Origin of the sequence: Thalassospira sp. UBA848 (assembly GCF_002295455.1) — a bacterium.
Classification (GTDB): Bacteria; Pseudomonadota; Alphaproteobacteria; order Rhodospirillales; family Thalassospiraceae; genus Thalassospira.
The window spans coordinates 44494-69898 of record NZ_DBGS01000115.1 but is presented as its reverse complement, the minus strand read 5'-3'; the positions used below and the strand labels follow the sequence as shown (position 1 = coordinate 69898).

General features: G+C 54.4%; 25 protein-coding genes and 2 pseudogenes. 10 read left to right on the top strand and 17 right to left on the bottom strand.

What is annotated here, in order from left to right; all coding sequences use genetic code 11:
* Nucleotides 1–188 precede the first annotated feature (188 nt).
* Nucleotides 189–524, bottom strand: a complete 336-nt coding sequence (fdxA, locus tag B2R48_RS15960) for a ferredoxin FdxA (protein WP_062956616.1) — start codon at nt 522–524, stop codon at nt 189–191.
* 375 nt (nt 525–899) lie between these two features.
* On the opposite strand from fdxA, the gene B2R48_RS15955 reads away from it, so the two are divergent.
* The 5 genes from B2R48_RS15955 to B2R48_RS15935 are packed head-to-tail and all read left to right on the top strand — an operon-like array spanning nt 900 to nt 6435.
* On the top strand, nt 900–3326 hold the full coding sequence (locus tag B2R48_RS15955) for a putative bifunctional diguanylate cyclase/phosphodiesterase (protein WP_297002411.1): 2427 nt from the start codon (nt 900–902) through the stop codon (nt 3324–3326).
* A 60-nt stretch (nt 3327–3386) separates the two neighbouring features.
* Nucleotides 3387–3761, top strand: a complete 375-nt coding sequence (locus B2R48_RS15950; protein WP_297002409.1) for a response regulator transcription factor — start codon at nt 3387–3389, stop codon at nt 3759–3761.
* Complete coding sequence (locus B2R48_RS15945; RefSeq protein WP_062956619.1) at nt 3758–4381, top strand: chemotaxis protein CheC; 624 nt, start codon at nt 3758–3760, stop codon at nt 4379–4381. Before B2R48_RS15950 ends, B2R48_RS15945 begins: the two co-directional genes overlap by 4 nt.
* Nucleotides 4382–4393: 12 nt before the next feature.
* On the top strand, nt 4394–6013 hold the full coding sequence (locus B2R48_RS15940; protein ID WP_297002405.1) for an ATP-binding protein: 1620 nt from the start codon (nt 4394–4396) through the stop codon (nt 6011–6013).
* A gap of 38 nt (nt 6014–6051) precedes the next feature.
* A complete protein-coding gene (locus B2R48_RS15935) occupies nt 6052–6435 on the top strand; it encodes a MerR family transcriptional regulator (RefSeq protein ID WP_062956621.1) in 384 nt (127 codons plus the stop codon).
* 21 nt (nt 6436–6456) lie between these two features.
* Here the strand turns inward: B2R48_RS15935 and B2R48_RS15930 are convergent, their stop codons facing one another.
* Nucleotides 6457–6861: a YbaN family protein gene (locus B2R48_RS15930; RefSeq protein WP_297002401.1), complete on the bottom strand. Its 405-nt coding sequence runs from the start codon at nt 6859–6861 to the stop codon at nt 6457–6459.
* 148 nt (nt 6862–7009) lie between these two features.
* On the opposite strand from B2R48_RS15930, the gene arfB reads away from it, so the two are divergent.
* Nucleotides 7010–7426: an alternative ribosome rescue aminoacyl-tRNA hydrolase ArfB gene (gene arfB / locus B2R48_RS15925; RefSeq protein WP_297002399.1), complete on the top strand. Its 417-nt coding sequence runs from the start codon at nt 7010–7012 to the stop codon at nt 7424–7426.
* A gap of 67 nt (nt 7427–7493) precedes the next feature.
* Here arfB and B2R48_RS15920 read toward each other — a convergent pair whose 3' ends face one another.
* Nucleotides 7494–8087, bottom strand: coding sequence for a TetR/AcrR family transcriptional regulator (locus B2R48_RS15920; protein WP_297002397.1), 594 nt, complete (start codon nt 8085–8087; stop codon nt 7494–7496).
* A gap of 137 nt (nt 8088–8224) precedes the next feature.
* Between B2R48_RS15920 and B2R48_RS15915 the strand changes: the two genes are divergently transcribed.
* The 3 genes from B2R48_RS15915 to B2R48_RS15905 all read left to right on the top strand — a co-directional run bounded on the left by B2R48_RS15915 (nt 8225) and on the right by B2R48_RS15905 (nt 10365).
* Nucleotides 8225–9031, top strand: coding sequence for an MBL fold metallo-hydrolase (locus B2R48_RS15915; protein WP_297002388.1), 807 nt, complete (start codon nt 8225–8227; stop codon nt 9029–9031).
* Nucleotides 9031–9456, top strand: a complete 426-nt coding sequence (locus B2R48_RS15910) for an ester cyclase (protein WP_297002385.1) — start codon at nt 9031–9033, stop codon at nt 9454–9456. Before B2R48_RS15915 ends, B2R48_RS15910 begins: the two co-directional genes overlap by 1 nt.
* Nucleotides 9457–9585: 129 nt before the next feature.
* The gene (locus B2R48_RS15905) at nt 9586–10365 is read left to right on the top strand and encodes an acyl-[acyl-carrier-protein] thioesterase (RefSeq protein WP_297002382.1); all 780 of its coding nucleotides are present in this window, start codon (nt 9586–9588) and stop codon (nt 10363–10365) included.
* A gap of 11 nt (nt 10366–10376) precedes the next feature.
* Here the strand turns inward: B2R48_RS15905 and B2R48_RS15900 are convergent, their stop codons facing one another.
* The 8 genes from B2R48_RS15900 to B2R48_RS15865 all read right to left on the bottom strand — a co-directional run bounded on the left by B2R48_RS15900 (nt 10377) and on the right by B2R48_RS15865 (nt 18479).
* Nucleotides 10377–11000 carry a ribonuclease HII gene (locus B2R48_RS15900; RefSeq protein ID WP_297002379.1) on the bottom strand — a complete coding sequence of 208 codons (624 nt, stop codon included), beginning with the start codon at nt 10998–11000 and terminating at the stop codon, nt 10377–10379.
* Nucleotides 11001–11134: 134 nt separating this feature from the next.
* A complete protein-coding gene (locus B2R48_RS15895; RefSeq protein ID WP_297002377.1) occupies nt 11135–11539 on the bottom strand; it encodes a Na+/H+ antiporter subunit G in 405 nt (134 codons plus the stop codon).
* Nucleotides 11540–11551: 12 nt separating this feature from the next.
* The gene (locus tag B2R48_RS15890) at nt 11552–11821 is read right to left on the bottom strand and encodes a K+/H+ antiporter subunit F (RefSeq protein ID WP_062956627.1); all 270 of its coding nucleotides are present in this window, start codon (nt 11819–11821) and stop codon (nt 11552–11554) included.
* On the bottom strand, nt 11818–12309 hold the full coding sequence (locus B2R48_RS15885) for a Na+/H+ antiporter subunit E (protein ID WP_297002372.1): 492 nt from the start codon (nt 12307–12309) through the stop codon (nt 11818–11820). Before B2R48_RS15885 ends, B2R48_RS15890 begins: the two co-directional genes overlap by 4 nt.
* An 18-nt stretch (nt 12310–12327) precedes the next feature.
* On the bottom strand, nt 12328–13860 hold the full coding sequence (locus B2R48_RS15880) for a monovalent cation/H+ antiporter subunit D (protein ID WP_297002370.1): 1533 nt from the start codon (nt 13858–13860) through the stop codon (nt 12328–12330).
* Entirely contained in the window at nt 13860–14216 is a 357-nt protein-coding gene (locus B2R48_RS15875; protein ID WP_062956630.1) for a Na+/H+ antiporter subunit C, read from the bottom strand. Before B2R48_RS15875 ends, B2R48_RS15880 begins: the two co-directional genes overlap by 1 nt.
* 1 nt (nt 14217) lies before the next feature.
* Complete coding sequence (locus B2R48_RS15870; RefSeq protein WP_062956631.1) at nt 14218–17091, bottom strand: monovalent cation/H+ antiporter subunit A; 2874 nt, start codon at nt 17089–17091, stop codon at nt 14218–14220.
* A 182-nt stretch (nt 17092–17273) separates the two neighbouring features.
* Nucleotides 17274–18479, bottom strand: coding sequence for an MFS transporter (locus B2R48_RS15865; RefSeq protein WP_297002367.1), 1206 nt, complete (start codon nt 18477–18479; stop codon nt 17274–17276).
* Nucleotides 18480–18611: 132 nt separating this feature from the next.
* On the opposite strand from B2R48_RS15865, the gene B2R48_RS15860 reads away from it, so the two are divergent.
* Nucleotides 18612–19886, top strand: a complete 1275-nt coding sequence (locus B2R48_RS15860; protein ID WP_297002364.1) for a permease — start codon at nt 18612–18614, stop codon at nt 19884–19886.
* Between the two features lie 75 nt (nt 19887–19961).
* On the opposite strand, the gene B2R48_RS15855 is transcribed toward B2R48_RS15860, so the two are convergent.
* The 6 genes and pseudogenes from B2R48_RS15855 to B2R48_RS15830 all read right to left on the bottom strand — a co-directional run.
* Nucleotides 19962–21197, bottom strand: coding sequence for a phenylacetate--CoA ligase family protein (locus tag B2R48_RS15855; RefSeq protein ID WP_297002361.1), 1236 nt, complete (start codon nt 21195–21197; stop codon nt 19962–19964).
* Nucleotides 21198–21256: 59 nt separating this feature from the next.
* Nucleotides 21257–22039 carry an ABC transporter ATP-binding protein gene (locus tag B2R48_RS15850; RefSeq protein ID WP_062957289.1) on the bottom strand — a complete coding sequence of 261 codons (783 nt, stop codon included), beginning with the start codon at nt 22037–22039 and terminating at the stop codon, nt 21257–21259.
* Nucleotides 22040–22191: 152 nt separating this feature from the next.
* A complete protein-coding gene (locus B2R48_RS15845) occupies nt 22192–23436 on the bottom strand; it encodes an ABC transporter substrate-binding protein (RefSeq protein ID WP_297002357.1) in 1245 nt (414 codons plus the stop codon).
* A gap of 106 nt (nt 23437–23542) precedes the next feature.
* Complete coding sequence (locus tag B2R48_RS15840; protein WP_297002354.1) at nt 23543–24616, bottom strand: branched-chain amino acid ABC transporter permease; 1074 nt, start codon at nt 24614–24616, stop codon at nt 23543–23545.
* Between the two features lie 18 nt (nt 24617–24634).
* Nucleotides 24635–25237, bottom strand: a pseudogene (locus tag B2R48_RS15835) (branched-chain amino acid ABC transporter permease); the annotation flags it as partial.
* Nucleotides 25146–25405, bottom strand: a pseudogene (locus B2R48_RS15830) (hypothetical protein); the annotation flags it as partial. The pseudogenes B2R48_RS15830 and B2R48_RS15835, both read right to left, overlap by 92 nt.

The following is a 25405-nucleotide window of genomic DNA, read 5'->3' as shown; positions in this document are numbered from 1 at the left end:
AATACGGAAATCCGACAATTCGGAACGAGCCTGTCGAGCCCTTAGCGCGAATTGTGAACAATAACACAACACGTCATCAGTTTACAGATATTTTCCCGGAACCGTATTCAATGCAGCCATGCACAAAACCCACTGGCAAGCACCAGTGGGTCTAAAATCTCTTGGAATTTCGGGAGTTAGCCCGAAAATCAGTCGCCTTCTCCCGGCGCTTCGGACAGCATTTCGGCCTTGCCAGATTTGCCGTTCCATTCGTCAGCGTCAGCAGGTGCATCGCCCTTGCGGGTAATATTTGGCCATACCTCTGCAAACTTACGGTTGATTTCCAACCAGTTATCCAGATTCGGCTCGGTATCGGGAATAATCGCCTCAGCGGGGCATTCCGGTTCGCAGACACCGCAATCAATGCATTCATCAGGGTGAATCACGAGGAAGTTTTCACCTTCATAAAAGCAATCGACGGGGCAAACCTCGACGCAGTCCTGATACTTACACTTGATGCAGTTTTCCGTCACCACATAGGTCATGGTGTAACTCCGTACAGGTTGCGGGGCCAGATTGCGGCTGCACCCGCTTTCGGCCATGTTCTCTCTCGGGAATTGGGTTATCACGCACAGCTGTTGTGTGCAACTCCAATAAAACCCTAATTTTTTGCGTAGTATTTTCTTCACGACGCACTGACAGGCTGCGTGGCGCCTGCTTCGAGTTCGCCCTCAACGCTGCAGTGCAGCGCAGAACATACAGATTTCTTGCGGCTTTTCCAGTTCCTAAATCCCGCCGAGAATTGCTTTTGGCCCCACAAAGCCATAATCTGCTTTGCAGGGGTTACATTACCGAGATCAACGGGGGTTGGGTTGCCAGAAAAAGCCCGGGACCAACAACGGCTTAGATGGCGCGACCGATTGTCTGTCAAACAGGCAAGAATTGCGGTCGGGCTCACCTTGCTGATTGGCCTGTTGTTCAGTGGCATCCAGATAATGTGGGACTTGCGCGAAGAACAGCACCTGATTGACAGAACCGTGAACCAGGTTCTGGCAACACTGCGCGAGTCTGCAACACAGGCCGCCTATGGGCTTGACGAAACGTTGGCGGCCCGCGTCGTTTCCGGCATATTCGAATATGATCCGGTCTACGAAGCAGAACTGCGTGACAATTTCAATAATGTGCTGGCACGCAAAGTCGAACAGCCAAGCAGTTCAAACCGCGCTTTCCTGACCCAGCTTATGTTTGGCGAGAATCAGGAATACGAGATCGCGCTTCAGACAGATGCCCCCAGCGGCCTTGTGGGGCATCTTCGTGTCAAAATTGATACCGATCTGATCGCGGATGGCTTTCTGAACCGTGCTTCGCGCGTTCTGTGGTCCGGTATACTCCGCAACCTTTTGCTGGGGCTGGTTTTGGTTGCGTTTTTCTATACGACTTTAACCAAACCGCTTCTGGGTATTGCGGCCCAACTTCGCAAAATCGACCCGGAAAAGCCCGACTCCGCTGACATTGATATTCCGACCCATCATAGCCGCAACGAACTTGGCATGATCTTGCAGACCATGCGCAGTCTGATGGAGCGCGTATCGACAAACCTCGACCGTTTGCTTGAGGCGCAAAAGAAAGTGCGTGACCGCGAAAACCGCCTGAGCGCCATCGTCCAAAATGTGGCGGACGGCATTCTGACCATTACGCCGAACGGTCGCATTGTCGAACATAATGCAGCAACCAAAGAAATCCTTGGCATGTTGCGTGACGAAACAGCCAAAGGCCGCACGCTTCATGAATTTTTGATGCCCCACGCCATACCGCTTCTGGAACACAGTCTCGAAGAACTCGCCGCACATGCTCAGGGTAGCGGAACGGTGGAAAAACGCTTCACGCTGCCGATCATACGTGCGGACCAGAAAGAAATTGATGTTTCCATCGCGTTGCGACCGATCCCCGATAGCGCGACCCCGCTGATGACTGCAGTGCTGAACGACATCACTGTGCGCAAACGCTATGAAGAACAACTGATCTATATGGCGAACCATGACACGCTGACCAACCTGCCCAATCGGAGCATGCTTGAACGCAGCCTGTCAGACGCCTTGCAAACGCACAAAGACTCCGCAGCCAAGCGCAGCGGCGCAACAGCGATCCTGTTTATCGATCTTGATCGTTTCAAAGTGATCAATGACAGCCTGGGGCATGATGTCGGTGACTTGTTGCTCAGGGCGGTCGCCCTTAGACTGCAACGCGTGATCGGGCGACAGGAAATCGTCGGTCGCCTGGGGGGTGACGAATTTCTGATCATTATTCCAGAGCTCAAGGAAACCCAGGATGCCGCCATCCTGTCGCAAGCAGTACTTGATGCGCTTGCGCCTTCCTTTGACATCAATGGACGGGTCCTGTTTGTAACCCCTTCAATCGGGATTGCCCTTTATCCGTCTGATGGCGATGATTTCCCGGCACTTATGCGCAATGCCGACACCGCGATGTACAGCGCAAAGTCGGGCGGCGGTGGCACCTATCACTTCTTTACCAAGACGATGAACGAAAGCGCGATGGCGCGCCTCGTCATTGAAAACGACCTGCGTGAAGCGTTGGTAAAAGATCAGTTCGAACTGCATTACCAGCCAAAAGTTGATCTTCGCACCAACCGGGTTTGCGGCCTTGAAGCACTGATCCGCTGGAAGCAACCGGGTCGGGGGTATATTTCCCCCATGCAGTTTATTCCCGTCGCCGAGGAAACCGGCCTGATTGGCAAGATTGGGGAATGGGTCTTCCGCGAGGTCTGCCGACAAATTGCCGAATGGGATGCACAATCGGTTCCAGCAACCCCGATTGCCATCAATCTGTCACCACGCCAGCTGATCGAAGGGCGCATTACGGAAACCATTTCACGCATCCTTGCCGAGGCCAACACCCCCGCAGCGCGGATCGTGCTTGAAGTCACCGAAACAGCAATGATGCAGGAAATCAAAAAGTCTGCGACGATCCTTGAAGAACTGCGACATCTGGGCCTGAAAATTGCGGTCGATGATTTTGGCACTGGCTATTCGTCGCTCGCCTATCTCAAGCGTCTGCCGATCAACACGATCAAAATTGACCGATCCTTTGTTCGCGATGTGACCATTGATGCCGATGATGCGGCAATTACACGCACCATCATCGCGATGGGCCATAATCTTGGCCTCAAGGTCGTTGCCGAAGGTGTCGAAACACATGAACAGATGCATTTTTTAAGGGAGTGCGATTGTGACGAAGTTCAGGGTTTCCTGATTGCAACACCCCTGCCAGCAGGCGATGTTGTCGACTATATCCGACGACCATCCATCGACATCCAAACCGAACTTTAGCCCCGCTGCGTCGTCAGGCTGACATCAGCCGCACCACAGCACCATATAATTGAGAAGAAAATGCCAAACACCAAATCCGTTTTGCTCGTTGATGACAGCAAGTTCGCTCGCCTTCTGGTAAAGGCATTCATTTCCAGCAACTTTGCAGGTTGGGAAATTGACGAGGCCGAGGACGCAAACAAGGCGTTGGAAATGGTCAGTGCAAAGACCTATGACTACATGCTGGTTGATTTTAACATGCCGGGTATGAACGGGCTAGAACTTGGCGAAAAGCTGCGCGCACAGTTCCCGGATGCTGTAATTGCACTTCTGACTGCCAATATTCAGCAGGAAATCCAGAACATGGCCGAAAACCTTGGACTTGATTTCATACCCAAACCCCCGACCGAAGAGAAAATTCGCGACTACATTGCGTCGCGGGAAGCAGCCAGATGATCGAACTTACTGAGCTTGAACATGATACCATCAGCGAGCTGATCAATATTGGCGTTGGCCGTGCGGCATCATCGCTTTCGGAAATGGTTGCACAACCTGTTGAGCTTACCGTGCCCACCATTTCCTTTGTGGAGCGGTTTTCTGACAGCGAACTGGCCAATGCCCCGACCGAAATTGTTTCCGCAGTCAGCCAGCGCTTCCATGGGCCTTTTACCGGGGAAGCCATGCTGGTCTTTCCCGAAGTGCGAAGTCTGGAGCTTGTGCGCAGCCTTTTGAAGGTCGACGTCCCGCTGGATACCCTGACAGATCTTGAACAAGAAGCCTTGATGGAGGTCGGCAATATCATTCTCAATGCCTGCCTTGGCAGTATTTCGAATGTTTTGGGTGAGCCGATCAACTGTTCCATGCCAACATTCCGCAAGCGGGAAACGCGCGCCTTGCTCGAAGACGATGCGACCGAAGCAACAGCTGGCGTCAAGCCGGTTCTAATGATTTTGCATGTACAGTTCATGCTGCGCCAAAACGATATTGATGGCTATGTCCTGTTCGTCATGGATCTCAAATCCATCCAGATGCTGCGTGAGTTGGTGCGGCGTTTTCTGGCCAACTCCTTTGAATAGCCGGTGAGGTGAATGACCAAGTCGAAATCCGCAAGCACGGATCAAACCCCATCCTTTGATCTCAACCGTGACAGTGATGCTGCCGACCTTTTCGCGGCACTCCTTGATACGGCAGATACCGGTTTGATTGCGCTTGCCCCCGACGGCACGATTTGTCACTGGAATCAATGGATGCAAAGCCGGTCTGGCATGGATGCAGATCATGTGATGGACAAATCATTGCACGATGTCTTTCCCGGCACAAAACTTGGCCGGGTCAGTTTGGCAATCGAGGATTGCCTGAAGTTCGGCATGCCGGCGGTGATTTCCCCGTCCCTTAATCAGGGGGCTCTGCCGCTGCGGCCCTTGCCGCAATTTGCCGCCAGTTTCGAGCGGATGGAACAATCCATTCGCGTTCATCCAATCGAAACCAAGCGGAACGGCACGCTGTGTTCGTTGATCATTCGTGATGTCACACTTGCGGTGCAACGTGATCGGCTTCTCCGTCAGCAGGCGGCAGAACTGGCTGATCTGGTCACGCAATCCAAGCGCAGCGAGGGTCGTACACGCGCTATTTTGCAAAATACCGTTGATGCCATTCTGGTGGCCTCTGACGATGGCAACATTGAACCGCTTAATGCGCGCGCACAGGAACTTTGCGGCCCAACGGGCGATCCCGAGCTTCGCAACATCATCCGTTTCTTGCTGCCCGATAGCGAGCATACGCCGCTTACACCGCCGCCGCCCAACCGGCTTCTGACCGACCTTGGGACCGGCGTAATCGAAGTTCTGGCATCCACACTCAGTGGCCGCAACATCCCGCTTGAAGTGGCTATTAGCCATTTCTCAGCCGACCAGCGCTATCACTACATCATTACCCTGCGCGATATTTCCCAACGCAAACGCCATGAAAAAGAAATTCAGCGCACGATGCAGGAACTTGAGCGGTCAAATGCCGAACTTGAACAGTTTGCCTATGCCGCCTCGCACGATCTGCAGGAACCCTTGCGCATGGTTTCAAGCTATACCCAGTTACTTGCGCGCCGTTATGAAGGCCAACTGGATGAAACGGCCGACGAATTCATTCACTATGCCGTCGATGGTACGCAACGGATGCAGCGGATGATTGACGACCTTCTGACCCTTTCACGGGTTGGTCGCCATGGCAAACCGTTCACCCAAGTGCCGCTCGACAGTCTTTTTGATGCCATCGTTACCAATTTCAAGCGCGCTGGCTCGGCCCCCGAAGGCAATATCATTCGCGAAGGATCCCTGCCAACTGTCAGGGGTGATGCCAGTCAATTGTTGTTGCTGTTCCAGAATCTGGTTTCGAACGGCCTGAAATACAGCGACCCGAAAAACGGTCAGGTCCGTATTTTTGCCTCTGAAACGCCAGACACTTGCCGAATCTTTGTTGCCGATAACGGCATTGGCATTGACCCGCAATATCACGAAACGATCTTTGAGATTTTCAAACGCCTGCATGGATACGGGGATTACGCCGGAACCGGCATTGGCCTTGCCATCTGCAAAAAGATCGTCGATCGCCATGGCGGAAGCATTCAAGTCACCAGCAAGCCCGGGGACGGCAGCACCTTCTGTGTGGAGCTTCCCAAAGAATTGCCGATTGTCGCCGCTTCCGAAAGCATGTAGCTTTCAGTTTACGTAAGCGTAAAGATGATTGAGCCACAATGACCGATAGCTACACCATCACCGACCTTGCCCGTGAATTTGAAGTCACCACCCGTACGATCCGCTTCTACGAGGATCAGGAATTGATTTCGCCCGAACGGCAAGGCCAGACCAGAATCTATCGTCAGCGTGACCGCGTACGCTTGCGGCTGATCATGCGTGGCAAACGGCTTGGTTTTTCGCTTAAGGAAATTCGTGACCTGCTGGATCTTTATGACGGCGACCGCAGCGAGATCACCCAGTTGACGACGCTGGTCGACAAGGTCAACGAACGGCGCGAAACATTACGCAAACAGCGTGAAGATATTGATGCCACGCTTGATGAACTCGATAAACTTGAAGAAACGTGTCAGGAAGAACTGTCGCGCAAGAAGGCAGGCTAGGAGCTTTGCTCTGTGTTGGCTTTATTGACCATTGACTGTCGTGTTTTGCACCTTGGCCAAGCGGGGTTCAGACGGGCGCGACAGAATAAAACAGCTAACCGGTATCGCGACCAGAAGCTGAATAAACGCTACCCATCGGTTCTCGATCAACACCAATGATGCCGTAATCACCAAAAGAAATGCCACCATGGCAAGGGTTTTGGCACGGCGATTGATCACGCCATATTCGTTCCATTGACGGATCGACAAACCAAAGCGCGGATGGTTGCAGAGCCAGTCATGCAAACGCGGCGATCCCTTGGCAAACAATGCGGCGGCCAGCAGCATAAATGGCGTGGTTGGCAGGAGCGGCAAGAATATGCCAATCACACCCAATCCAACAGAAAGCCATCCAAGGGCAAGATAGATATGCGAAAGGCGCAGCATTGATTTCCTGTTTACAGTCGGCCCCACCCCTGACAGGTTAGGGTCTGCGTAATGTAGGCATAGAAATTCGTAAATTCAATCAATAGCCGACCATTGCACTCAGTTAATTTATCACCTTGAAACGCATCAAAAATCCTCTCGGTTTGCCATGCTTGAAATTGAAAATGGCCTCTATCTGGATGAACGGCATCTGAATTTTCAGTTTGTTCGTGCCTCTGGCCCGGGCGGGCAAAACGTCAACAAGGTTTCCAGCGCCGTTCAGATGCGTGTCCGCATCGATGACCTGACAGAGCTGCCGCAGCGCGTGCGCAATCGCCTGCGCGAACTTGCCGGCAGCAAATTGACCAATGACGGCGAAATCATCTTTGACGCCCAGCGCCACCGGACCCAGGAACGCAACAAACAGGATGCCGTCGAACGGTTTCTGGCCCTGCTACGCAAGGCGGCCGAGCGCAAGAAATACCGGGTCAAAACCCGTCCAAGCCTGTCGGCCAAACGCAAACGCGTCGATTCCAAAAAGAAGCGCGGCGACATCAAGAAAATGCGCCAGCGTCCCATTGACTAGGGCCTGCTGTGGTCAGGCTGCAATGCCCTGATCCCTGCTCCCAGGATATCTCCGATACCTACGATATCTACGATGCCGGGCACTTGCGCAGCCAATCATCCAGCAGGGCTGCCATTTGCGCATTGTCGAGCCCAGTGTTTGACAGGGACTGCCAGGTCGAAAATTGCACAGCATGCTGTGCAACGGCCCGGCATACTTTTCCAGTACGTCGCTTGGGATCCTGATCTGACAGTACATCACCTGCCAGTCCTTCAAGATAGCTGTCAAACCCCTTCATCTGTTCGCCCAAGGCGGGCACAGCTTCCCTGTCTCGATAACACTGTTCCCACATATAGGCGGTCTGGCTGTAATAATCATAGAGCATACTCAGAATTGTGACCGCCCAATCACCGGTCGCGACCGAATCGCGCCAGCTCGCAGGATCGGGTGGCGGATTCAAATCGAGCCAATGCGATAAACATGCCCCAAGCAGTTCATTTTCCTCGGGAAAATGGCGGTAAACCGTCAGACGCTGAACACCTGCACGATCAGCAATCGCGCTGATTGTTGTCTGTGCCGGACCAACCTCACCATGCAAATTCATGGCGGCCTCGACAATTTTCAAACGCGTTTCACTTTCGTTATTCGCACGCAACCCTTTGGTATATTTACGTTTTTTCATTTCATTAAACACATGCGTTCACACAAATATTGACAAGCAGGCCCTTGCTTTCGTATTTCAATGATCACTGATGATTACTCATTATGCAACCTGTGCTTCTGCCCCACAGAGCACACTTAAAATACGGAGCATTGAAAATGCATCTCCCCTCGATCGCCACCGCGGTTCCGGTTACTGACAGCGTAACCGTCATACCATCCTTTTTACCCGTTGCCGGTTTTGGTGTTTTGCCAATCAACGCAATACTGATCAATGGCAATGAACCCGTTTTGGTCGATGCTGGTATCAGTGTTGTTCAAAATGAATTCATGTCTGAATTGTCCAACTGCATCAATCTGTCAGAAATACGCTGGATCTGGATCACCCATGCGGACCCAGATCACACTGGTAACCTGAAAGCACTTCTGGACGCCGCCCCCAAGGCAACGGTTATCACGACCTTTGTTGGTATGGGCAAGTTGAACCTTGCAGGTTTTCCCGTTGATCGGGTCAGGCTGGTTAATCCGGGCGAGGATTTTGTTGTCGGCGAACGCCGCTTGCAAGCAGTCACACCACCGACTTTTGACGCGCCAGAAACAACCGCGATCTTTGACCCACGCGACCAGATATTGTTCAGTTCTGATTGTTGTGGCGCATTATTGCCAGATGCCTATCAACGGGCCAACGATATTCCCGACGACATCCTGCGCGAGGGGATTATCGGCTGGACGCGGGTTGATGCCCCATGGCTCGACTTTGTGGATGCCGCACAATTCGAAACATCACTGGACCGGTTTCGCGCCCTGGCACCACGCCATGTTCTAAGCAGCCACCTGCCACCGGCAGAAAATATCGCGGAAAAATTGCTTGATGCTGTTGCCGCCGCCCGTTTGGCACCAGCCTTTAGCGGTCCTGATCAGATGACCTTTGACGCCATCATGGCAAATGCGGGGGGTATAATTTGATGAAACAGCATCTTGCCCCCAACTACACGACCAACCGCGATGTCGTTTTGCGCTTCTTCGAGGAAAGCCACAGCCACAATCCGGCAATTGTCTATGAGCTTGTCACATCCGACATTGTTACGCACGGCTTCCCCTGCCAGAATCCGCATAATCTGGACAGCTATCATGATTTCTTTATTGGATTGAATGCGGCCTTTCCCGATATGAAATTCGCCATCCTGACCATGGTTGTTGAGGATGACCATGTCGCGGTCCGGTTCCATATTCAGGCAACCCACCAAGATCAGTTTGCGGGTATCCCCGCATCCGGCAACAAAGTTGATTTTACGGGTATGGTTTTATATCGCCTTCGCGATCGCAGAATTGCCGAAACATGGTTGCATCCTGATGTCACAACTTTGATGTCTCAGTTAACTGCGCAATAGAGACGTGCGTTTCTGCGATGATCAACATCCGGTTCGCATGGTGTTTCACAATATGCGGTGTGGTGTATTCTTTACACTCTGCGAACCGGCTTTCTATAACTGTCATGAAGTGTCATTAGGTTTACCAACATGATCAACTGGGACGACATCGCCAATGCTTCCCTTCCCGCCAATTGCGGCTGGAAGGGCAGTTATCGTGTGCGCTATTCCGAGATTGGCGACAATGGCAAGGTCATGATGTCGGCGCTCGCCGACTATATGCAGGATGCCGCGGGCTGGGGTGCACGCATTCTGAAGCTTGCCTATGACGACACAGTTGATCACGGGATGGCCTGGGTGCTCGCACGGATGGTTATTCATATCCGCGACTATCCCGGCAACGGCGAGGAAATTCTGGTTGAAACCTGGCCATCGGGTGTGTCGCGCCGGGTGGCGACGCGTGATTTCCGCCTGACCAACAGCAAGGGCGAGGTTATCGGCGTCGCGCAAAGTTTCTGGGTGATGTTTGACTTGACCACCCGTCGCGCAGCCCAGTGGCCGGACTGGATCGAGGAACGCCTGCCCAACCCGCCGGGCCCCAAACTGATCTCGCCACCTTTGCGCCCGCCATTCACCAAGGATCCGTTACCGACAGTCGATAACATCAAAGCGCGACCATCTGATCTGGACCTTTACGGGCATGTTAACAATGTGCGTTTGATGCAGTGGGTCATGGGTGTTGCCGGGCCGGATGGTCAACCGGACTTTCACCCCGAAAGCCTTGATATCCAGTTTCGCACCGAATGCCGTGTGCAAGAACGCGCTTCCATCCGCCATGCCAAAGGTTTTGCCGCCGTCACCCGTGAAGAAGACGGCACTGACCTGGTGCGCGCCCACATTGTGCCGTTCAACCAGACGCCCATGGCTTAGGTCTGGCCGTCCTAGCGACCATCCATCATCGCCTCAAACAAATCGGCAATTGGTTTAAAGCTTTTGCGGTGATGTGCGGTTGGGCCAACTTCTCCCAACCCGGCCATATGTTTCTTCACGCCATAGCCAGCATTGCCTTCCCAGCCAAAGAACGGGTAACGCACAGCCAGGCGCGCCATGGCGCGATCACGGACCACCTTGGCAACGATGGATGCGGCCGCAATCGACAAAGATTTGCTGTCACCCTTCACAACCGTCTCCACCGCACAGGGCAAACCGGGATCACGGTTACCATCCACAAGCGCCTGATCAGGCACCCCACCCAGGCGATCCACGGCACGGCGCATGGCAACATAGGTCGCCTGAAGGATATTGATCTGATCAATCTCGCGCACAGATGCGGCGCCAATGCCAACCTCGGCGCAGCGCATGATGATTTCATAAAGCCGTTCACGTTTTTTGACAGACAGCTTTTTGGAATCATTGAGCTCCGACACCAGTTCCACGGGCAAGCGTGCGTCGCGTGGCAGAATAACAGCAGCTGCAACCACCGGGCCTGCCAACGGCCCACGACCGACCTCGTCGATCCCGGCGATCCGACCGTGATATTGATCTTCGATGGCAAAATCCGGCATGGTGCCCCTGTCGCGTTTCTTTTGTCATATGGTCATAGCAAGCACGCACAAAGCAGGCAACAAGCCACCCACGAAACAAAAAAACGGCACCAGTTTCCCGGTGCCGTTTTACTTCATCAAAGGTCCTGACCCTTTCAGGTTTCCTTTTCCTGATATTCCTCGCTGGGGTCATAACCTTCTGGCCCGATGGGGTCAAAGGTGGCCCAACCTTCATCCTGCTTGCTGGGCGGCAGATCCTTGTTCGGATCAACATTCAGCAGCATGTAGGCCTTGGCAATCAGGTTGGCCGTGATCGGCGCAGTCAGGAAGATGAACAGCGTGATCAGCAATTCATGGATTGTGAAGTGACCACGTTCGGCCCAGAAGAACAGCATGGAAGCGATCAACAGGCTTCCTAGTCCCACCGTACTGGCCTTGGTCGGGGCATGCAGGCGCGGCAGAAGATCACGCAGCTTGATCATCCCGAATGACCCGACCAGCAAGAAGGCACCACCGATGACGATCAGAAGCGAGATGATAAGTTCAATAACGAACGGCATTGCAACGCTCCCTTATTCGATGATGTCGCCGCGCAAGACGAACTTGCAATAGGCCACGGTTGAAACAAACCCGAACATTGCAAACAGCAATGCCCCTTCGAAATACATCGCGGTTGCCTTGCCGATCCCGTACAGAACCAAAAGCGCGATGGCATTGATCGCCATGGTATCGACGGCCAGAACACGGTCTGCGGTCGTCGGACCAGCAGTCAGACGGTACAGGTTCATCAAAAGTGCCAGCGCCACACAGACAAAGCCGAAATTCAGTGCATATTCGATCATTCGAAAATCTCCTTCAGACGGCGTTCGTAGCGATGCTTGATCTCATCGACGACTTCCTGCGGGTCCGGCGCATGCAGGCAATGCACAAGCAGGCTTTTGGCATCGGCACTCAGATCAATGGTCACCGTTCCCGGCGTCATGGTGATCGTGCCGGCAAGTGTGGTAATCGCCTCGGGCGAGGTCAGATCAAGCGGCACAACAACCGATTTTGATTCCAGACTTTCGGTTTTGCGAAACAGGATCAAACCAGCCACGATCAGGTTTGCGACGAGAATGTCCCACAACACAACCAGCCCGTACTCGCAAATTGCATAGGCATTGCGCACGCTGGGTCGACCTGGCCAGAAATTGGCCGTGATCAAGGGAATGATGATCGCCAGAATAAGGCCAAAGATCACCGCACCGGCCGAGATTTCATTAACCAGAAAGACCCAGACAATCAGCAGTGCGAGGGTCAAAAGCGGATGGGGCAGATAACGTTTCATCATCTTTTCTATCCTCTCCCCTTATTGACCGATCAGTGACAGGGCATTTTCGCCCAGCACCGCTTCGATATATTGCGACGTGTCAAAGAGCTGCACCGAAACGCCTTGCAGATAATCTGTTACCGGCCCGGCAAAAATCGTCAGCGCGACCAAAGCGCCAAGCATTCCGCAACTTGCGATAATCGGCAGGACCGGCCATTTCGCACCTTCGACCGTGATCTCACCATCGACAGAGGCACTTTTCCAGAACAGCACGCTGCCCGCCCGGCCAAAGCCGACGATGCACATAAGCGACGTCACCAGAATGATTGCCCAGATCCAGACCATGGCATCGCTGTCGCGTGCCGCATCAAGGATCTGCAACTTGCCGATAAAGCCGCTAAGTGGTGGCATCCCGGCCATGCCAATCGCCCCGACAAAGAACAGAACGGCAAGGAAACCGGCCTGATGGAAACGTGGCGCGGTATGCAGGCTGTCGCCAAACTGCCCGCGGCGTGACACCACAAGATCAGCAATCAGGAACAGCGCCGCGGCCGAGAAGGTCGAGTGCAGAAGATAATAAAGACCTGCCGAAATGGCTTCGGGCGTGAACAGCCCGACGGCAATCAACAAGGTCCCCATCGATCCGATCACCGAAAAGGCAATCAGGCTGTTAAGGCGCTTGGCGGCCAGAACCCCGGTCATGCCCAGCACCAGTGTAACCAGTGCCGCAGGCAGGATATAGGGCGCTGCCAACCATGCCATATCCCCGGCCGTGTCACCAAAGGCCAGCGAATAGACACGCAGAACCGAATAGGCACCGACCTTGGTCATGATGGCGAACAGGGCCGCCACAGGGGCGGGCGCATTGGCATAGGTGCCCGGCAACCAGAAATGAACCGGAACCAGTGCGGCCTTAACGCAGAACACCAGAAGCAGGATGAGGGCCCCGGCACGCAACAAGGCCGCATCACCGGATGCGACGTTGGGGACCTGAATGGCAAGATCGGCCATGTTCAGGGTACCGGTAACCGAATAGATCATGCCAACCCCAACCAGGAACAGCGACGAGCCGGTCAGGTTGATGACGACATATTGCATGCCCGCCTTCAGGCGATCAGCCCCCGCACCATGCAGCATCAGGCCATAGGATGCGATCAGCAGAACTTCGAAGAAGACAAACAGGTTAAAGATGTCACCGGTCAGGAATGCACCGTTCACCCCCATCAGCTGGAACTGGAACAGGGCATGGAAATGCTTGCCCCGCTTGTCCCATTCGCTTGAGGCAAACAGAACAACACCAAGACCCAGAAGCGATGTCAGAAACACCATCATCGCTGACAGACGATCAAGCACCAGAACAATGCCAAACGGTGCCGGCCAGTCCGACAACGCGTACATTTCCGGACCATTGCCGCTGGCAAAGATCAGAAGCGACAGCGTCACCGCCACAAGGGCAACGGTTGCGGTAATCGAAAACACACGCTGCAAAATGATGTCGTGACGCACCGCCAGAACAATCAGGGCGGCCATCACGGCGGGCAGCACTATGGGAACAACAATCCAGTCACCCATCAGTTTTTATCTCCTGCTTCGGATGGCGCGCCAGCCGGGCGACCGTCAACATGGTCATTGCCGATCTCAAGGAAAGTCCGGATCGACAAAACAACGATAAGTGCCGTCATACCAAATGAAATCACAATCGCCGTCAGGACAAGCGCCTGTGGCAACGGATCAGTGTATTCGGTAACACCATCGCGCAGGATCGGCGGCATATTGATGGTCAGGCGCCCCATGGCGAACAGGAAAACGTTCACCGCATAGGACAGCATGGCCAAGCCAACAACAACCGGGAAGGTTCGACCACGCAGCAGCAAATAGGTGCCGCACATGGTCAGAAGCCCAATACTGCTTGCTACAAGAAATTCCATATCAGGCCTCCTTTTCCGGTGATGCTGCCGGTGCTGCCGTTGCCGACGGATCATGATCCATCGGTTCGGCATTTATATCGACATGTTCGGCCATACGTTCGACCTGCGAGAGTTTGGCAAGGGCAAGCATCACGGCCCCGACCACGGTCAGGAACACACCAAGGTCAAAGCCCATGGCCGATGCCAGTTCGAACTCGCCAACGATGGGCAGGTGGACATGAACGAACCCGCTGGTCAGGAATGGCAAACCAGCCACCCACGCCGACACACCGGTAATCGCCGCCGCAATCACACCAAGGCCGATCATGCCATGGTAATTGACCTTCATGCGGTTCTGGGTCCAGCCAAAGCCAGACGCCATATACTGCATAACCAGTGCAACTGAGACGACCAGACCAGCGATAAAGCCACCGCCCGGTTCGTTATGGCCGCGCAGGAAGATATAAACCCCCACCATCAATGACAGCGGAAGCATCACACGCGTGGCGACCACCATCATCATCGGATGACGATCGGCCGAGCGACGATGATCCACCACCCAGTTGGCAAGACGTTTTGCGGCCTCGCCCTGGGTTACGGTTTCAATCAGTGCAAAGATCGAAAGTGCCGCGATCCCCAGAACGATGATTTCGCCAAAGGTATCAAAGCCACGGAAGTCAACGAGGATCACGTTAACAACGTTGGTCCCGCCACCTTCGACCTTGGAATTCGCCAGATGATAGGACGAGATCGAGTTTGTCAGGTCACGTGTCATGATCGCCCAGATCGCCCCGCCGACACCAAGACCCGCGGCGATGGAAACAATGCCATCGCGCATTTTGCGTCCTGGCGTGCTTTCCTTTGGTGTTTCCTTGGGCAGGATATTAAGTGCCAGCAACATCAAAATGACCGTCACCACCTCAACCGAGATCTGCGTCAGGGCAAGGTCGGGTGCGGAAAGATAGATGAAGCCAAGCGACACGATCAGGCCAACCACACCAACCAGAAGCAAGGTCAGCAAACGGTTGTGATGCATGAAGACGGCGGCCACACAGGTCACGACCAACAACAGCCAGCCAATGGCTGCAGGCGGTGAAACTTCAAGAAGCTCGCGCGAGCCCGACTGGAAGTCCGGCTGGGCATAGAAGCCCGAAAGACCAATACCAATCGAGCCGATCACCATGATCGCAAGGTAACGCTGCAGCGATCCATTATGCAGGTTGTCAGAAACCAGTCGGCTCAGTGCGACAGCCTTGGCAATCCCGCAATCAAACATTGCCTTGGCATCCGGACGCGACAGGTTCGCGGTCACTGACATCAGTCCCCCATGGCGCATCAGCAACAGCGAACCACCGATAAGGGCAATCACGCTCATGCCAAGGGCGGGTGTCAGGCCATGCCAAAGGGACAGATAATATTCCGGCAATTCGCCCCCGATAACAGCACCAGCGGTCGCCGCAACCAGCGGACCGGCAATGACGGAGGGGAACAGACCGATCAGCACAACCAGAACCGTCAACAGTGCGGGCGGTGCCCACATGCCAAATGGCGGATCATGCGGATGGTGCGGCAGGTTTTCATCGCGCGGCTTACCAAGCCAGACATGGAAGATAAACCGGAAGGAATACGCCACCGAGAACAGGGCACCCACCGTCGCCAACAGCGGCACCACCCAGTTCTGATCCAGCCACATGGTGTGCCATGCTTCTTCGAGCATCATTTCCTTGGAAATGAAACCATTGAACGGAATGACACCGGCCATCGAAGCCGCAGTGATAATTCCGATGGTCCCGGCAATCGGCATCAGGTTAAGCAAACCGCCAAAGCGCCGAATGTCACGGGTTCCGGTTTCATGATCAATAATACCGGCCGTCATAAACAGGGCGGCCTTGAAGGTCGCGTGGTTGATGATATGGAACACGCCAGCCACAGCAGCCATCGGCGTTCCGAAACCAAGCAGCATGGTCACAAGACCAAGGTGGCTGACCGTCGAAAACGCCAGAAGCCCTTTAAGGTCATGCTTGAAGATGGCAATCCATGCGCCCAGCACCATGGTCACCAGACCAGCCGTTGCAACGATATAGAACCATTCCGGCGTGCCAGACAGAACCGGCCACATACGCGCCATCAGGAAGATGCCCGCCTTCACCATCGTGGCCGAGTGCAGATAGGCCGAAACCGGCGTTGGTGCCGCCATCGCGTGCGGCAGCCAGAAGTGGAACGGGAACTGTGCGGATTTGGTAAAGCAGCCCAACAAAATCAGGATCAAGGCCGGCAGATACATCGGCGATGCCTGGATGAGATCGGCATTCTGCAAGATGACAGTCAGGTCATAGGACCCGACAATGTCGCCAAGGATCAGCATCCCGGCAATCATCGCCAAACCACCGGCCCCGGTCACGGCAAGCGCCATACGCGCCCCCTGTCGGCCGGCCGGAAGATGCTTCCAATACCCGATCAACAGGAACGAAGACAGCGATGTCAGTTCCCAGAAAATCAGCAGCAGCAGTATGTTATCAGAAAGAACGATACCGACCATGGCCCCCTGGAACAGAAGCAGGAACACATAGAACCTGCCCATCGGATCGTCCTTGGAAAGATAGAACCGCGCATAAATGATAATCAGCAAGCCAATGCCAAGGATGAGGGTCGCGAACAGCAACCCAAGCCCATCCAGGAAGAAGGTCACATTCAGACCCAGTTCCGGCAGCCAACTATAACTGACCTGAAATACCTCGCCGGCGATGACCGCTGGGGCCTTTGCCATTAGCAAGATCAGGGCAAGCAGCGTGACAGAACCGGTCGCTGTGGCACATGCATTGCGCCCGGCCCTAATCATTATGGCGGGTAAGACCGCCCCAATGAAGGGAAGCAAAACAATGAGGGTGAGACTCATGAAGGACCCTTATTTTTGGATATTCGCCGCATCGCCCCCAACGCGAGACAGCAAGAAAATTCCGCCAGAAGTTAATATTAGTACTGATATTGGTCAAGAAAACCCAAACAGAGCAGCTTTTTACCTTGCTGCTGTCAAGTGAAGACGATCACCAAAAATTACAACCGGGCGCGGTCAAAAAGTCACTTTTTACCACCCGCAAGCTGTATTGCCTCTGGCATCATGCGCAAACGAACCATGGCAATGGTCCCCAAAACGGGACCTCCGGCCAGCATGGCAAACGCCCCCCACCAACCAGCATGATCCGCAACCACCGGCACAAGATGGATCGAAACAAGCGCGATCAGGAAACCGATGGCATTTTGCAGGGTTAATGCCGTGCCGACCTGATGGGGATCGGCCAGTTCGATCACACAGGACGAAAACTGCGCGGAATCCGCAATCACGGAGATCCCCCAAACGATGCAGACAACAATAAGAAGGATGATCGGGGCATCGGACAACCCACCGGCAACCATCGCACAGGTGCCACTCACGATCATGGCGGCTATCGTCACTGTCGTTCTGCCAATCCGGTCAGCGTAATATCCCCCGGCCAAGGACCCGAACGCACCGATGCCAACAATGGCAAAGGTCGAAAGCGCGGACCAGACACCGGGATTATCCATCACACGATCCGAAAATGCCCCATACAGGAACAGGCCGATCCAGCCCCACATGGCATAAAGTTCCCACATGTGGCCGAAATAGCCATAGCAGGCATGACGCAGCGCCTTGTTTGACCAGATCTTGCCAACCATTCTTGGATCAAAGCGGGGCGACCGTCCCGGTGTGCCGCCAAGATGTACAAACAAGACGGCAATTGCCGCGATATAAGCCGTTATACTGGCGGTAATGATCACGTACCGCCAGTCAAGCGGCACGGCGACCGCAAACAGGTGCGGCATGGCAGACCCCATGGTCAGTGCCCCGACCAGAAGCCCCACCAGAAACCCGGTATCTCCGCGTGACCAGGTTGCCACCATCTTCATGCCGATCGGATAAATCCCCGCCATGCAGACCCCAGTGATCAGGCGCAGCACAATCACCACGACCCCGTCAATCGGGACAACAAGGATCATAAGATTGGCGGTCGCGGCAATAATCGCCGATGCCGCCCAGAAACGCCGGGGGTCGATCCGATCCGCCAGACCAAGGATCGCACTGATCACGGTTCCCAGAACAAAGCCCAGCAAGACCGCGCTGGTAAACAGCGACGACTGCAACGCACCGATGCCAAATTCGCTGCGCAATTGTGGCAGCACCGCTGTTGCGGAAAACCACAGCGCAAGCGCCATCAACTGACAGATTGTAATCATGGAAACGGCAAAACTCTTGCCCGTACGCACCGTGCTTCCCCCGCAGTTTTTTTGGTATTTCGGCCATCATACACAGATGTTGGCGAATGCCTATCTTGGAACACTTCATCTTTCCAGCCGTTCCTTCAATACCCCGATACCTGAAATCGCAGGAGGGCCACAATGGATTTGCTTGATCAATATTCAAACGGCGTCACCACCGCACTTGGTTTCTTCTGGAACGCGCTGTGGGCGTTTGTGCTTGGCTACGCCATCAGTGCCGCGATTCAGGTTTTCGTCCCCAAAAACCGCCTGACTGCGCATATGGGCGACGCCGGGGTCGGTAGTGTTTCGCTTGCCGGTCTGTTTGGTGCCATATCCAGTTCCTGCTCGTTTGCGGCCCTTTCGGCAGCACGATCCCTGTTTCAGAAAGGCGCGCATTTCATTGCCACAGTCGCTTTCATGTTCGCATCGACCAACCTGGTCATTGAACTTGGCGTTTTGATCTTCCTGTTTCTTGGCTGGCAGTTTCTGGCCGCCGAAATCATCGGTGGTATCCTGATGATTGCGATTTCCGCCGTCCTGATTCGCGTGACATATCCCAAGGAGATGATTGAAGCCGCAAAGCAGCATGCCGATGAAGAAACCGGCAGCGAAGAAGACGACTTCGACTGGAAGAAACGCATCAAGTCGCGGGAAGGCTGGCAGCAGGTCGGCAACCGCTTTGTCATGGAATGGCAGATGGTCTGGCGTGAAATCCTGATTGGTTTCACGATTGCCGGCTTTATTGCGGTCTTTGTGCCTGCCGAATTCTGGCAGACCTTGTTCCTTGCCGGGGACGGCACCGGTAAAGCCGCAGACTTGCCGTTCGTGACCGTTCTCGAAAACGCTCTTGTCGCGCCATTTGTCGCCGCCGCGACCTTTATCGGCTCGATGGGTAACATTCCGTTGGCCACTGTTCTGAGCGCCGGGGGTGTCAGCTTTGCCGGGATTATGGGCTTTATCTATTCGGACCTGATGGTCCCGCCACTGGTCAAGGTTAATGCCCGTTATTATGGCTGGAAAACCGCGCTTTATATCGCGGGGGTCATGTATGCCAGTATCGTCGCGACGGCTCTTATCCTGCACTATGCCTTTGTCGCAATTGGTGCCCTGCCTGAAAGCAGCCGTGACATCGCCGAGGTCAGTGCCTTTGGCGTCAATTATACGCTGTTCCTCAACATCGCGGCCTTTGGGCTGATTGGCATCCTGCTGTGGCTTCGCCGCGAAGGTCAGAAAGCAGCACAGCACGACCACGAGCATGATCATGGTGGCCACGACCACGACCACGGGCACGATCATGATCATGATCACGACCACGGCGACGGGTCTGTGCTTTCCCTGAAAAACGTGATCGTCGGAGCGGCACTCACGCTGCTTGCAGGTGGTCTGGTGCTTAAAGCAGCCAGCTTGATCTAGAAAAAAGTGCCGCCGGCAAAGCCGAGCGGCACAGGTTTCCCGAGCGGGAATGAAACACTAAGTCAGTGAACCTAATCAGGTCAGATCACGCTGATCATCAATCACCTTGCCGTCATTGGGCAGACTGCCGACCTCTGTGGCCAAAACCGTGCCGCGCAGTTTGCAAACACTGGCAAGCGTGTCGGCAATCGCTTCAATCTGGCCGTCATCAATACCCTCGCAGGTAAGGGTCATGATGTCGTTTTCGTTTTCGCGGGTAACGACCAGGCGCGCCTTGGCAATATCGCCATGACGTTTGACGATTTCGCCGATCTGTTGCGGATGAACAAACATGCCCTTGATCTTGGTGGTCTGATCGGCACGCCCCATCCAGCCCTTGATACGATGGTTTGTGCGACCACAGGCACTTTCACCCTCGGCAATTGTCGACAAGTCGCCGGTAGCGAACCGGATCAGCGGATAGTCCATGTTAAGCGTGGTAACGACGACTTCGCCAACCTCGCCCTCTGCCACCGGCTCACCGGTGCCCGGACGGACGATTTCAAGAATGATGTCTTCGGCAACAATCATGCCGTCCTTGGCATCGCTTTCATACGCAATCAGGCCTAGATCGGCACTGGCGTAACATTGCAGCATGGCGATATCGCGTTCGGCAAACCACGACCGCAGACTTTCAGGCAGCGCTTCGCCCGATACCAGTGCGCGCTTGATGGATGAAATATCCGCACCAAGTTCCTCGGCCTTTTCGATCAGGATTTTCAGGAAGGATGGCGTACCGCTATATCCGGTTGGTTTAAGATCACTGATCGCCTTGACCTGTGCTTCGCTTTGCCCAACTCCGGCCGGAACGACAACACACCCACAGGCTCGGGCACCACTGTCAAAAATGAACCCACCCGGTGTCAGGTGATAGGACAGGCAGTTATGCACAATATCGCCGGGGCGGAAGCCAGCCGCAAAGAACGCACGGCCCATCCGCCACCAGTCATCGCCTTTTCCTTGCGGATCGTAAATCGGCCCGGGGCTTTGGAACAGGCGCGCCATCGCCGGGACCGGCGTCGCGTTCAGGCCCGCAAGCGGCGGCTCCTTGGCCTGCGCATCAATCAGATCCGACTTGCGCGTAAGCGGCAGTTTCGCCAGCGCCTCGCGGGTGGTGACTGTTTGCGGCTCGACATCGGCCAATAGCCTGCCATAAGCCAGCGATTGTGACTTGGCATGATGCAAGATACGCGGCAGTGCGGCCATCAGCCCGGCTTCGCGAGTTGCCGGGGTTCGCGTTTCGCGTTCGTCAAAATAAGTCTTTAGCATCATACCCGTCTTTCATTCAAAGGCCGCCAACCACGGACATGGGTGTGGTTGGCGCATTCATCCTAGAGCCAACGTTTGCGGCGCTTATAGGACTTGATGTTCTTGAAGCTTTTGCGTTCTTCAGAACCGCCGCCCAGATAGAACTCCTTGACGTCCTCGTTATTAAGAAGCTCGTCACGGGTACCATCCAGAACAACCTTACCGCTTTCCATGATATAGCCATAGTCGGCAACCTTGAGCGCAAAGTTGGCGTTCTGTTCAACGATGAGCATGGTGATGCCCTGTTCACGATTGATCTTTTCGATGATCCCGAACACTTCCTTGACCAGAAGCGGCGAAAGCCCCATCGACGGTTCATCAAGCAGGATCATTTTGGGTCGCGCCATCAGTGCACGCCCGATGGCCAGCATCTGCTGCTCCCCGCCAGAAAGGTAACCGGCAAGGCCTGTTCGCTCCTTGAGACGCGGGAAGTATTCAAAGACCATCTCGATATCTTCTTTGACCTTGTTGTCCTTGCGCGTATAGGCGCCAAGACGCAGGTTTTCGATGCAGGTCATGTCCTCGATGATACGGCGACCTTCCATGACCTGGAACAGGCCGGAGCGCACGATATCCTCGGGATTGCCATTGGCAATCTGGTTGCCCATGAAACTGATGTCACCACGGGTGACTTCACCGTCTTCGGTTTTCAGCAAACCCGATATCGCCTTGAGCGTTGTGGATTTACCAGCACCGTTCGGGCCAAGAAGGGTCACGATTTTGCCTTGCGGCACTTCAAGCGATACCCCGCGCAGGACAAGGATCACCTCGTCATAAACAACTTCGATGTTATTGACCGACAACATCGGCTCGGCGGTTTCAATTTTGCGGGCGGGCTCAGCCATGGTGTCCCTTTCGAATGTTCGTCTTGTGATCTCCAGCTGCCGGGGGCAAGGCATTTCGCGTCTTTTGCCCTGCCCCCGAACAGTCTGGGAGACATTCGTCTTACTGGATGGTCTTAGTAACCAAGCCAGTCGTCACGACGCGGCAGCGTTACAGTCGTTACTTTCTCGACCGTTGCTTCACCGCCCTTGGCGCTACCGTTATAGATATTGACGGTATTGATGCCGCGATGGTCTTCGGCGGTCCAGGTTGCTTCCATGCACACGCCTTCCAGACCGGCAGGTACCCAGTTCTGGCGGGCATACATGCCTGCCTTGATGTTCTCACCGGTAATCCCGCCATTGGCTTTTGCCCATTCCATCGCTTCTTTCATGTAATAGGCAGAGCAAATGCCACGAATATAGTGATGGGTGCGTAACTCTTCGCCAGAGCTGTCCGACATCTTGGAGATTTCACGCACCAGTTCCATGCCCGGAACGCCTTCGTCCGTCCAGAAGCTGGTCATCGCCGGGAAGACATAGTTTTCAACATCGCCGATGGTTTTAAGCGTTTCGTAGTCACCCGCCCAAATATTGGCGAGCCATTTCGGCGTGGCACCAACCGTGTCACAGGATTTTACCAGCGACACAACCGACGGACCAAGGTTGCCAAGGTAACCATAGTTGGTCCCGGCTTCCTTAAGGGTCAGGCACTGTGCCTTGAAATCACCCGGCTTCATCGAAACCACGACCGGCGCGGTTACCTCAAAGCCAAGCTCGGTTGCATATTCCGCACAGGCTTCTTTTGGTGCGTTCGGATACGGATGGTTATCCCCGATATGCGAGAAGATCGGTTTGCCGGAACCGCCCGTGGATTTCCAGTCTTCTGCAGCCCATTGAACCAGTGCACGACATGCATCGGAATAGGATGCTCCATAGAAGAAGTTATACGGCGCCGGTTTTGCGGTTTTCGGGTTTTTGCCGGTCGGATCGGTCAGATGACCGGAATAGGACGCGGAATAGACCGGGACCTTGTCCTTGGCAACGAAGCTGATAAGGGCTTCGGTATCACCCGTGCCCCAACCCTGCATCGCAACCATTTCATTGCGCGAACGCCATTTCTTGTAGTTGGCAATTGCCTGTGGAACCTTATAGGCATAGTCGACGGACTCTGAATCCATCACCGTGCCATCGATACCGCCATGGGTGTTGATGTATGACAGCGCATCGCGCACACCATCTGCATAGAATTTGCCGATGAAGCCGGTCGGGCCGGTGATATCCATCAAATGGCCGACAAAGACCATATCGTCATCTGCTTGTGCTGCCGAGAATGACAGGCCGGTCGCAACCATCGCGGTTGCAGCAATTAGTCTCTTCATAACGACGTCTCCCTTGGACGTTTTCATCAAAGATAGCCTCCCGGTCGCCCCGTTTTACCCCCCGGCCCTTTTGGTTTTTATAAGCGGGCCGGGTTCGGGGTTTTGATCAGTACGAGAAGGGATAAAGCTTCCAGTACGCCCTGATCTGTTGCCAGCGATGGGCAAGCCCATCCGGCTCAAAGATCAGGAAAAGGATGATGGCCAGACCAATTGCCATCTCCTTGATGTAAGCCAGCCCGTCGGTCACAGCCGTCGAATTGGCCCATTCAAAAACGCTGAGCGCGCTGACACCGCTTTCCATGACTTCGGGCAACAGAACCATGAATACCGTTCCCATCAGGGTTCCTTTGACCGACCCAAGTCCCCCGATGATGATCATGCCCAGGAACTGGATCGACAGCAGAATGGTAAAGCCCTCCGCCGAGACAAAGCCCAGATAATGGCCATACATCGCCCCGCCGACACCGGCATAGAAAGACGAAATGGCAAAGCTCATCAGACGGTATTTCGTCAGGTTGATGCCCATGATTTCAGCCGAAAGGTAGTGGTCGCGCACCGCGACAAAGGCACGACCATCACGGGTCCGCATCAGGTTGGTGCCCAGCAGATACATCACCACCAGGAAGAACAGCGCGACATAGAAGAAGCTGAAATCATCGTAGATTTCATAGCCAAACACATTGATCGGATTGGCTGCCGCCCCATAGGAACCACCGGTAAACCATTCGGCACGGGCAAAGAAATCTTCAAGAATGAACTGTGCGGCCAATGTGGCAATTGCCAGATAAAGCCCCTTGATCCGTGCCGCTGGCAATCCAAACAGCATACCGACCGCCGCCGTCATCAAACCCGCCAGCGGGATCGACAGCAAAACCGGAATGCCTGTCGTGTTGTTGATCCAGGCCGATGCAAAGGCACCAAAGCCAAAGAACGCGGCATGGCCGAGCGAAATCTGTCCGGTAAAACCAACCAGAATATTCAGACCAAGTGCAGCAATCGCGAAATACGAGATCTGAATGAACAGGTTGACGTAATAGCCATCCAGAACAAACGGGATCATAGCGACGGCAAAGATGCCAAGGATCGCGGCGTTGCGGATATAGGTCGTATCAAAGATGCGGGTATCCTGCCGATAGGTCGTTCGGAAGTCACCGCAAGGACGTATAGAAAATCCAGCCATAGTACTTTTCCTCGTCCCCTAGATACGTTCAATGTCTTTGGTGCCAAACAGGCCATACGGCTTGATGCACAGGATAATGATCAGCACGTAGAATGGTGCTATCGAGAATAGGTTGCCCCAGTGCAGATACTGGCCATCGACAAACTCTGCGGTGTTTTCCAGAAGGCCGATAATCACGCCACCGACAATCGCACCAACGATCGAATCAAGCCCGCCCAGGATCACCGCCGGGAACACCTTGATCCCGATGACCGAAAGCGCCGATGAAACCCCGTTGACCATGCCGATCACGATACCGGCGACGCCCGATACAAGCGCGGAAATCGCCCAGGACATCGCAAATACGGTTTTGACGGAAATACCAAGGCTTTGGGCAACCTGCTGATCAAAGGCAGTTGCGCGCATGGCAAGGCCAAGCTTGGAATATTTAAAGAACCAATAGAACCCGGCCATGATGAACAACGAGATCACGAAGCTCATGATATAGGCCGTCTCAATTTGCATGCCGAGCAGGTTAACCGACCGGGTTTCAAACACCTGCGGATAGGTTGCTGTCGTCGCCCCGAAAATCCATTTGGTCGCCGCCTGGAAGAAGATCGAAAGCCCGATGGTCACCATGATNNAGACCAATGATCACGCCGCCGACAATGGCACCGATAATTGAATCAAGCCCGCCAAGGATTACCGCCGGGAACACCTTGATGCCGATAACCGAAAGGGCGGACGACACGCCATTGACCATGCCGATCACGATCCCGGCGACACCAGATACAAGGGCCGAGATTGCCC

Coding starts and splice junctions, on each gene's coding strand:
- B2R48_RS15920 (WP_297002397.1), bottom strand. CDS start 8,087: ATGAAAAAACGTAAATATACCAAAGGGTTGCGTGCGAATAACGAAAGT.
- B2R48_RS15935 (WP_062956621.1), top strand. CDS start 6,052: ATGACCGATAGCTACACCATCACCGACCTTGCCCGTGAATTTGAAGTC.
- arfB (WP_297002399.1), top strand. CDS start 7,010: ATGCTTGAAATTGAAAATGGCCTCTATCTGGATGAACGGCATCTGAAT.
- B2R48_RS15840 (WP_297002354.1), bottom strand. CDS start 24,616: ATGGCTGGATTTTCTATACGTCCTTGCGGTGACTTCCGAACGACCTAT.
- B2R48_RS15880 (WP_297002370.1), bottom strand. CDS start 13,860: ATGGGTGACTGGATTGTTGTTCCCATAGTGCTGCCCGCCGTGATGGCC.
- B2R48_RS15950 (WP_297002409.1), top strand. CDS start 3,387: ATGCCAAACACCAAATCCGTTTTGCTCGTTGATGACAGCAAGTTCGCT.
- B2R48_RS15860 (WP_297002364.1), top strand. CDS start 18,612: ATGGATTTGCTTGATCAATATTCAAACGGCGTCACCACCGCACTTGGT.
- B2R48_RS15875 (WP_062956630.1), bottom strand. CDS start 14,216: ATGGAATTTCTTGTAGCAAGCAGTATTGGGCTTCTGACCATGTGCGGC.
- B2R48_RS15910 (WP_297002385.1), top strand. CDS start 9,031: ATGAAACAGCATCTTGCCCCCAACTACACGACCAACCGCGATGTCGTT.
- B2R48_RS15930 (WP_297002401.1), bottom strand. CDS start 6,861: ATGCTGCGCCTTTCGCATATCTATCTTGCCCTTGGATGGCTTTCTGTT.
- B2R48_RS15885 (WP_297002372.1), bottom strand. CDS start 12,309: ATGATGAAACGTTATCTGCCCCATCCGCTTTTGACCCTCGCACTGCTG.
- B2R48_RS15900 (WP_297002379.1), bottom strand. CDS start 11,000: ATGCCGGATTTTGCCATCGAAGATCAATATCACGGTCGGATCGCCGGG.
- B2R48_RS15855 (WP_297002361.1), bottom strand. CDS start 21,197: ATGATGCTAAAGACTTATTTTGACGAACGCGAAACGCGAACCCCGGCA.
- B2R48_RS15905 (WP_297002382.1), top strand. CDS start 9,586: ATGATCAACTGGGACGACATCGCCAATGCTTCCCTTCCCGCCAATTGC.
- B2R48_RS15940 (WP_297002405.1), top strand. CDS start 4,394: ATGACCAAGTCGAAATCCGCAAGCACGGATCAAACCCCATCCTTTGAT.
- B2R48_RS15895 (WP_297002377.1), bottom strand. CDS start 11,539: ATGCCGTTCGTTATTGAACTTATCATCTCGCTTCTGATCGTCATCGGT.
- B2R48_RS15890 (WP_062956627.1), bottom strand. CDS start 11,821: ATGATCGAATATGCACTGAATTTCGGCTTTGTCTGTGTGGCGCTGGCA.
- B2R48_RS15915 (WP_297002388.1), top strand. CDS start 8,225: ATGCATCTCCCCTCGATCGCCACCGCGGTTCCGGTTACTGACAGCGTA.
- fdxA (WP_062956616.1), bottom strand. CDS start 524: ATGACCTATGTGGTGACGGAAAACTGCATCAAGTGTAAGTATCAGGAC.
- B2R48_RS15845 (WP_297002357.1), bottom strand. CDS start 23,436: ATGAAGAGACTAATTGCTGCAACCGCGATGGTTGCGACCGGCCTGTCA.
- B2R48_RS15850 (WP_062957289.1), bottom strand. CDS start 22,039: ATGTTGTCGGTCAATAACATCGAAGTTGTTTATGACGAGGTGATCCTT.
- B2R48_RS15945 (WP_062956619.1), top strand. CDS start 3,758: ATGATCGAACTTACTGAGCTTGAACATGATACCATCAGCGAGCTGATC.
- B2R48_RS15870 (WP_062956631.1), bottom strand. CDS start 17,091: ATGAGTCTCACCCTCATTGTTTTGCTTCCCTTCATTGGGGCGGTCTTA.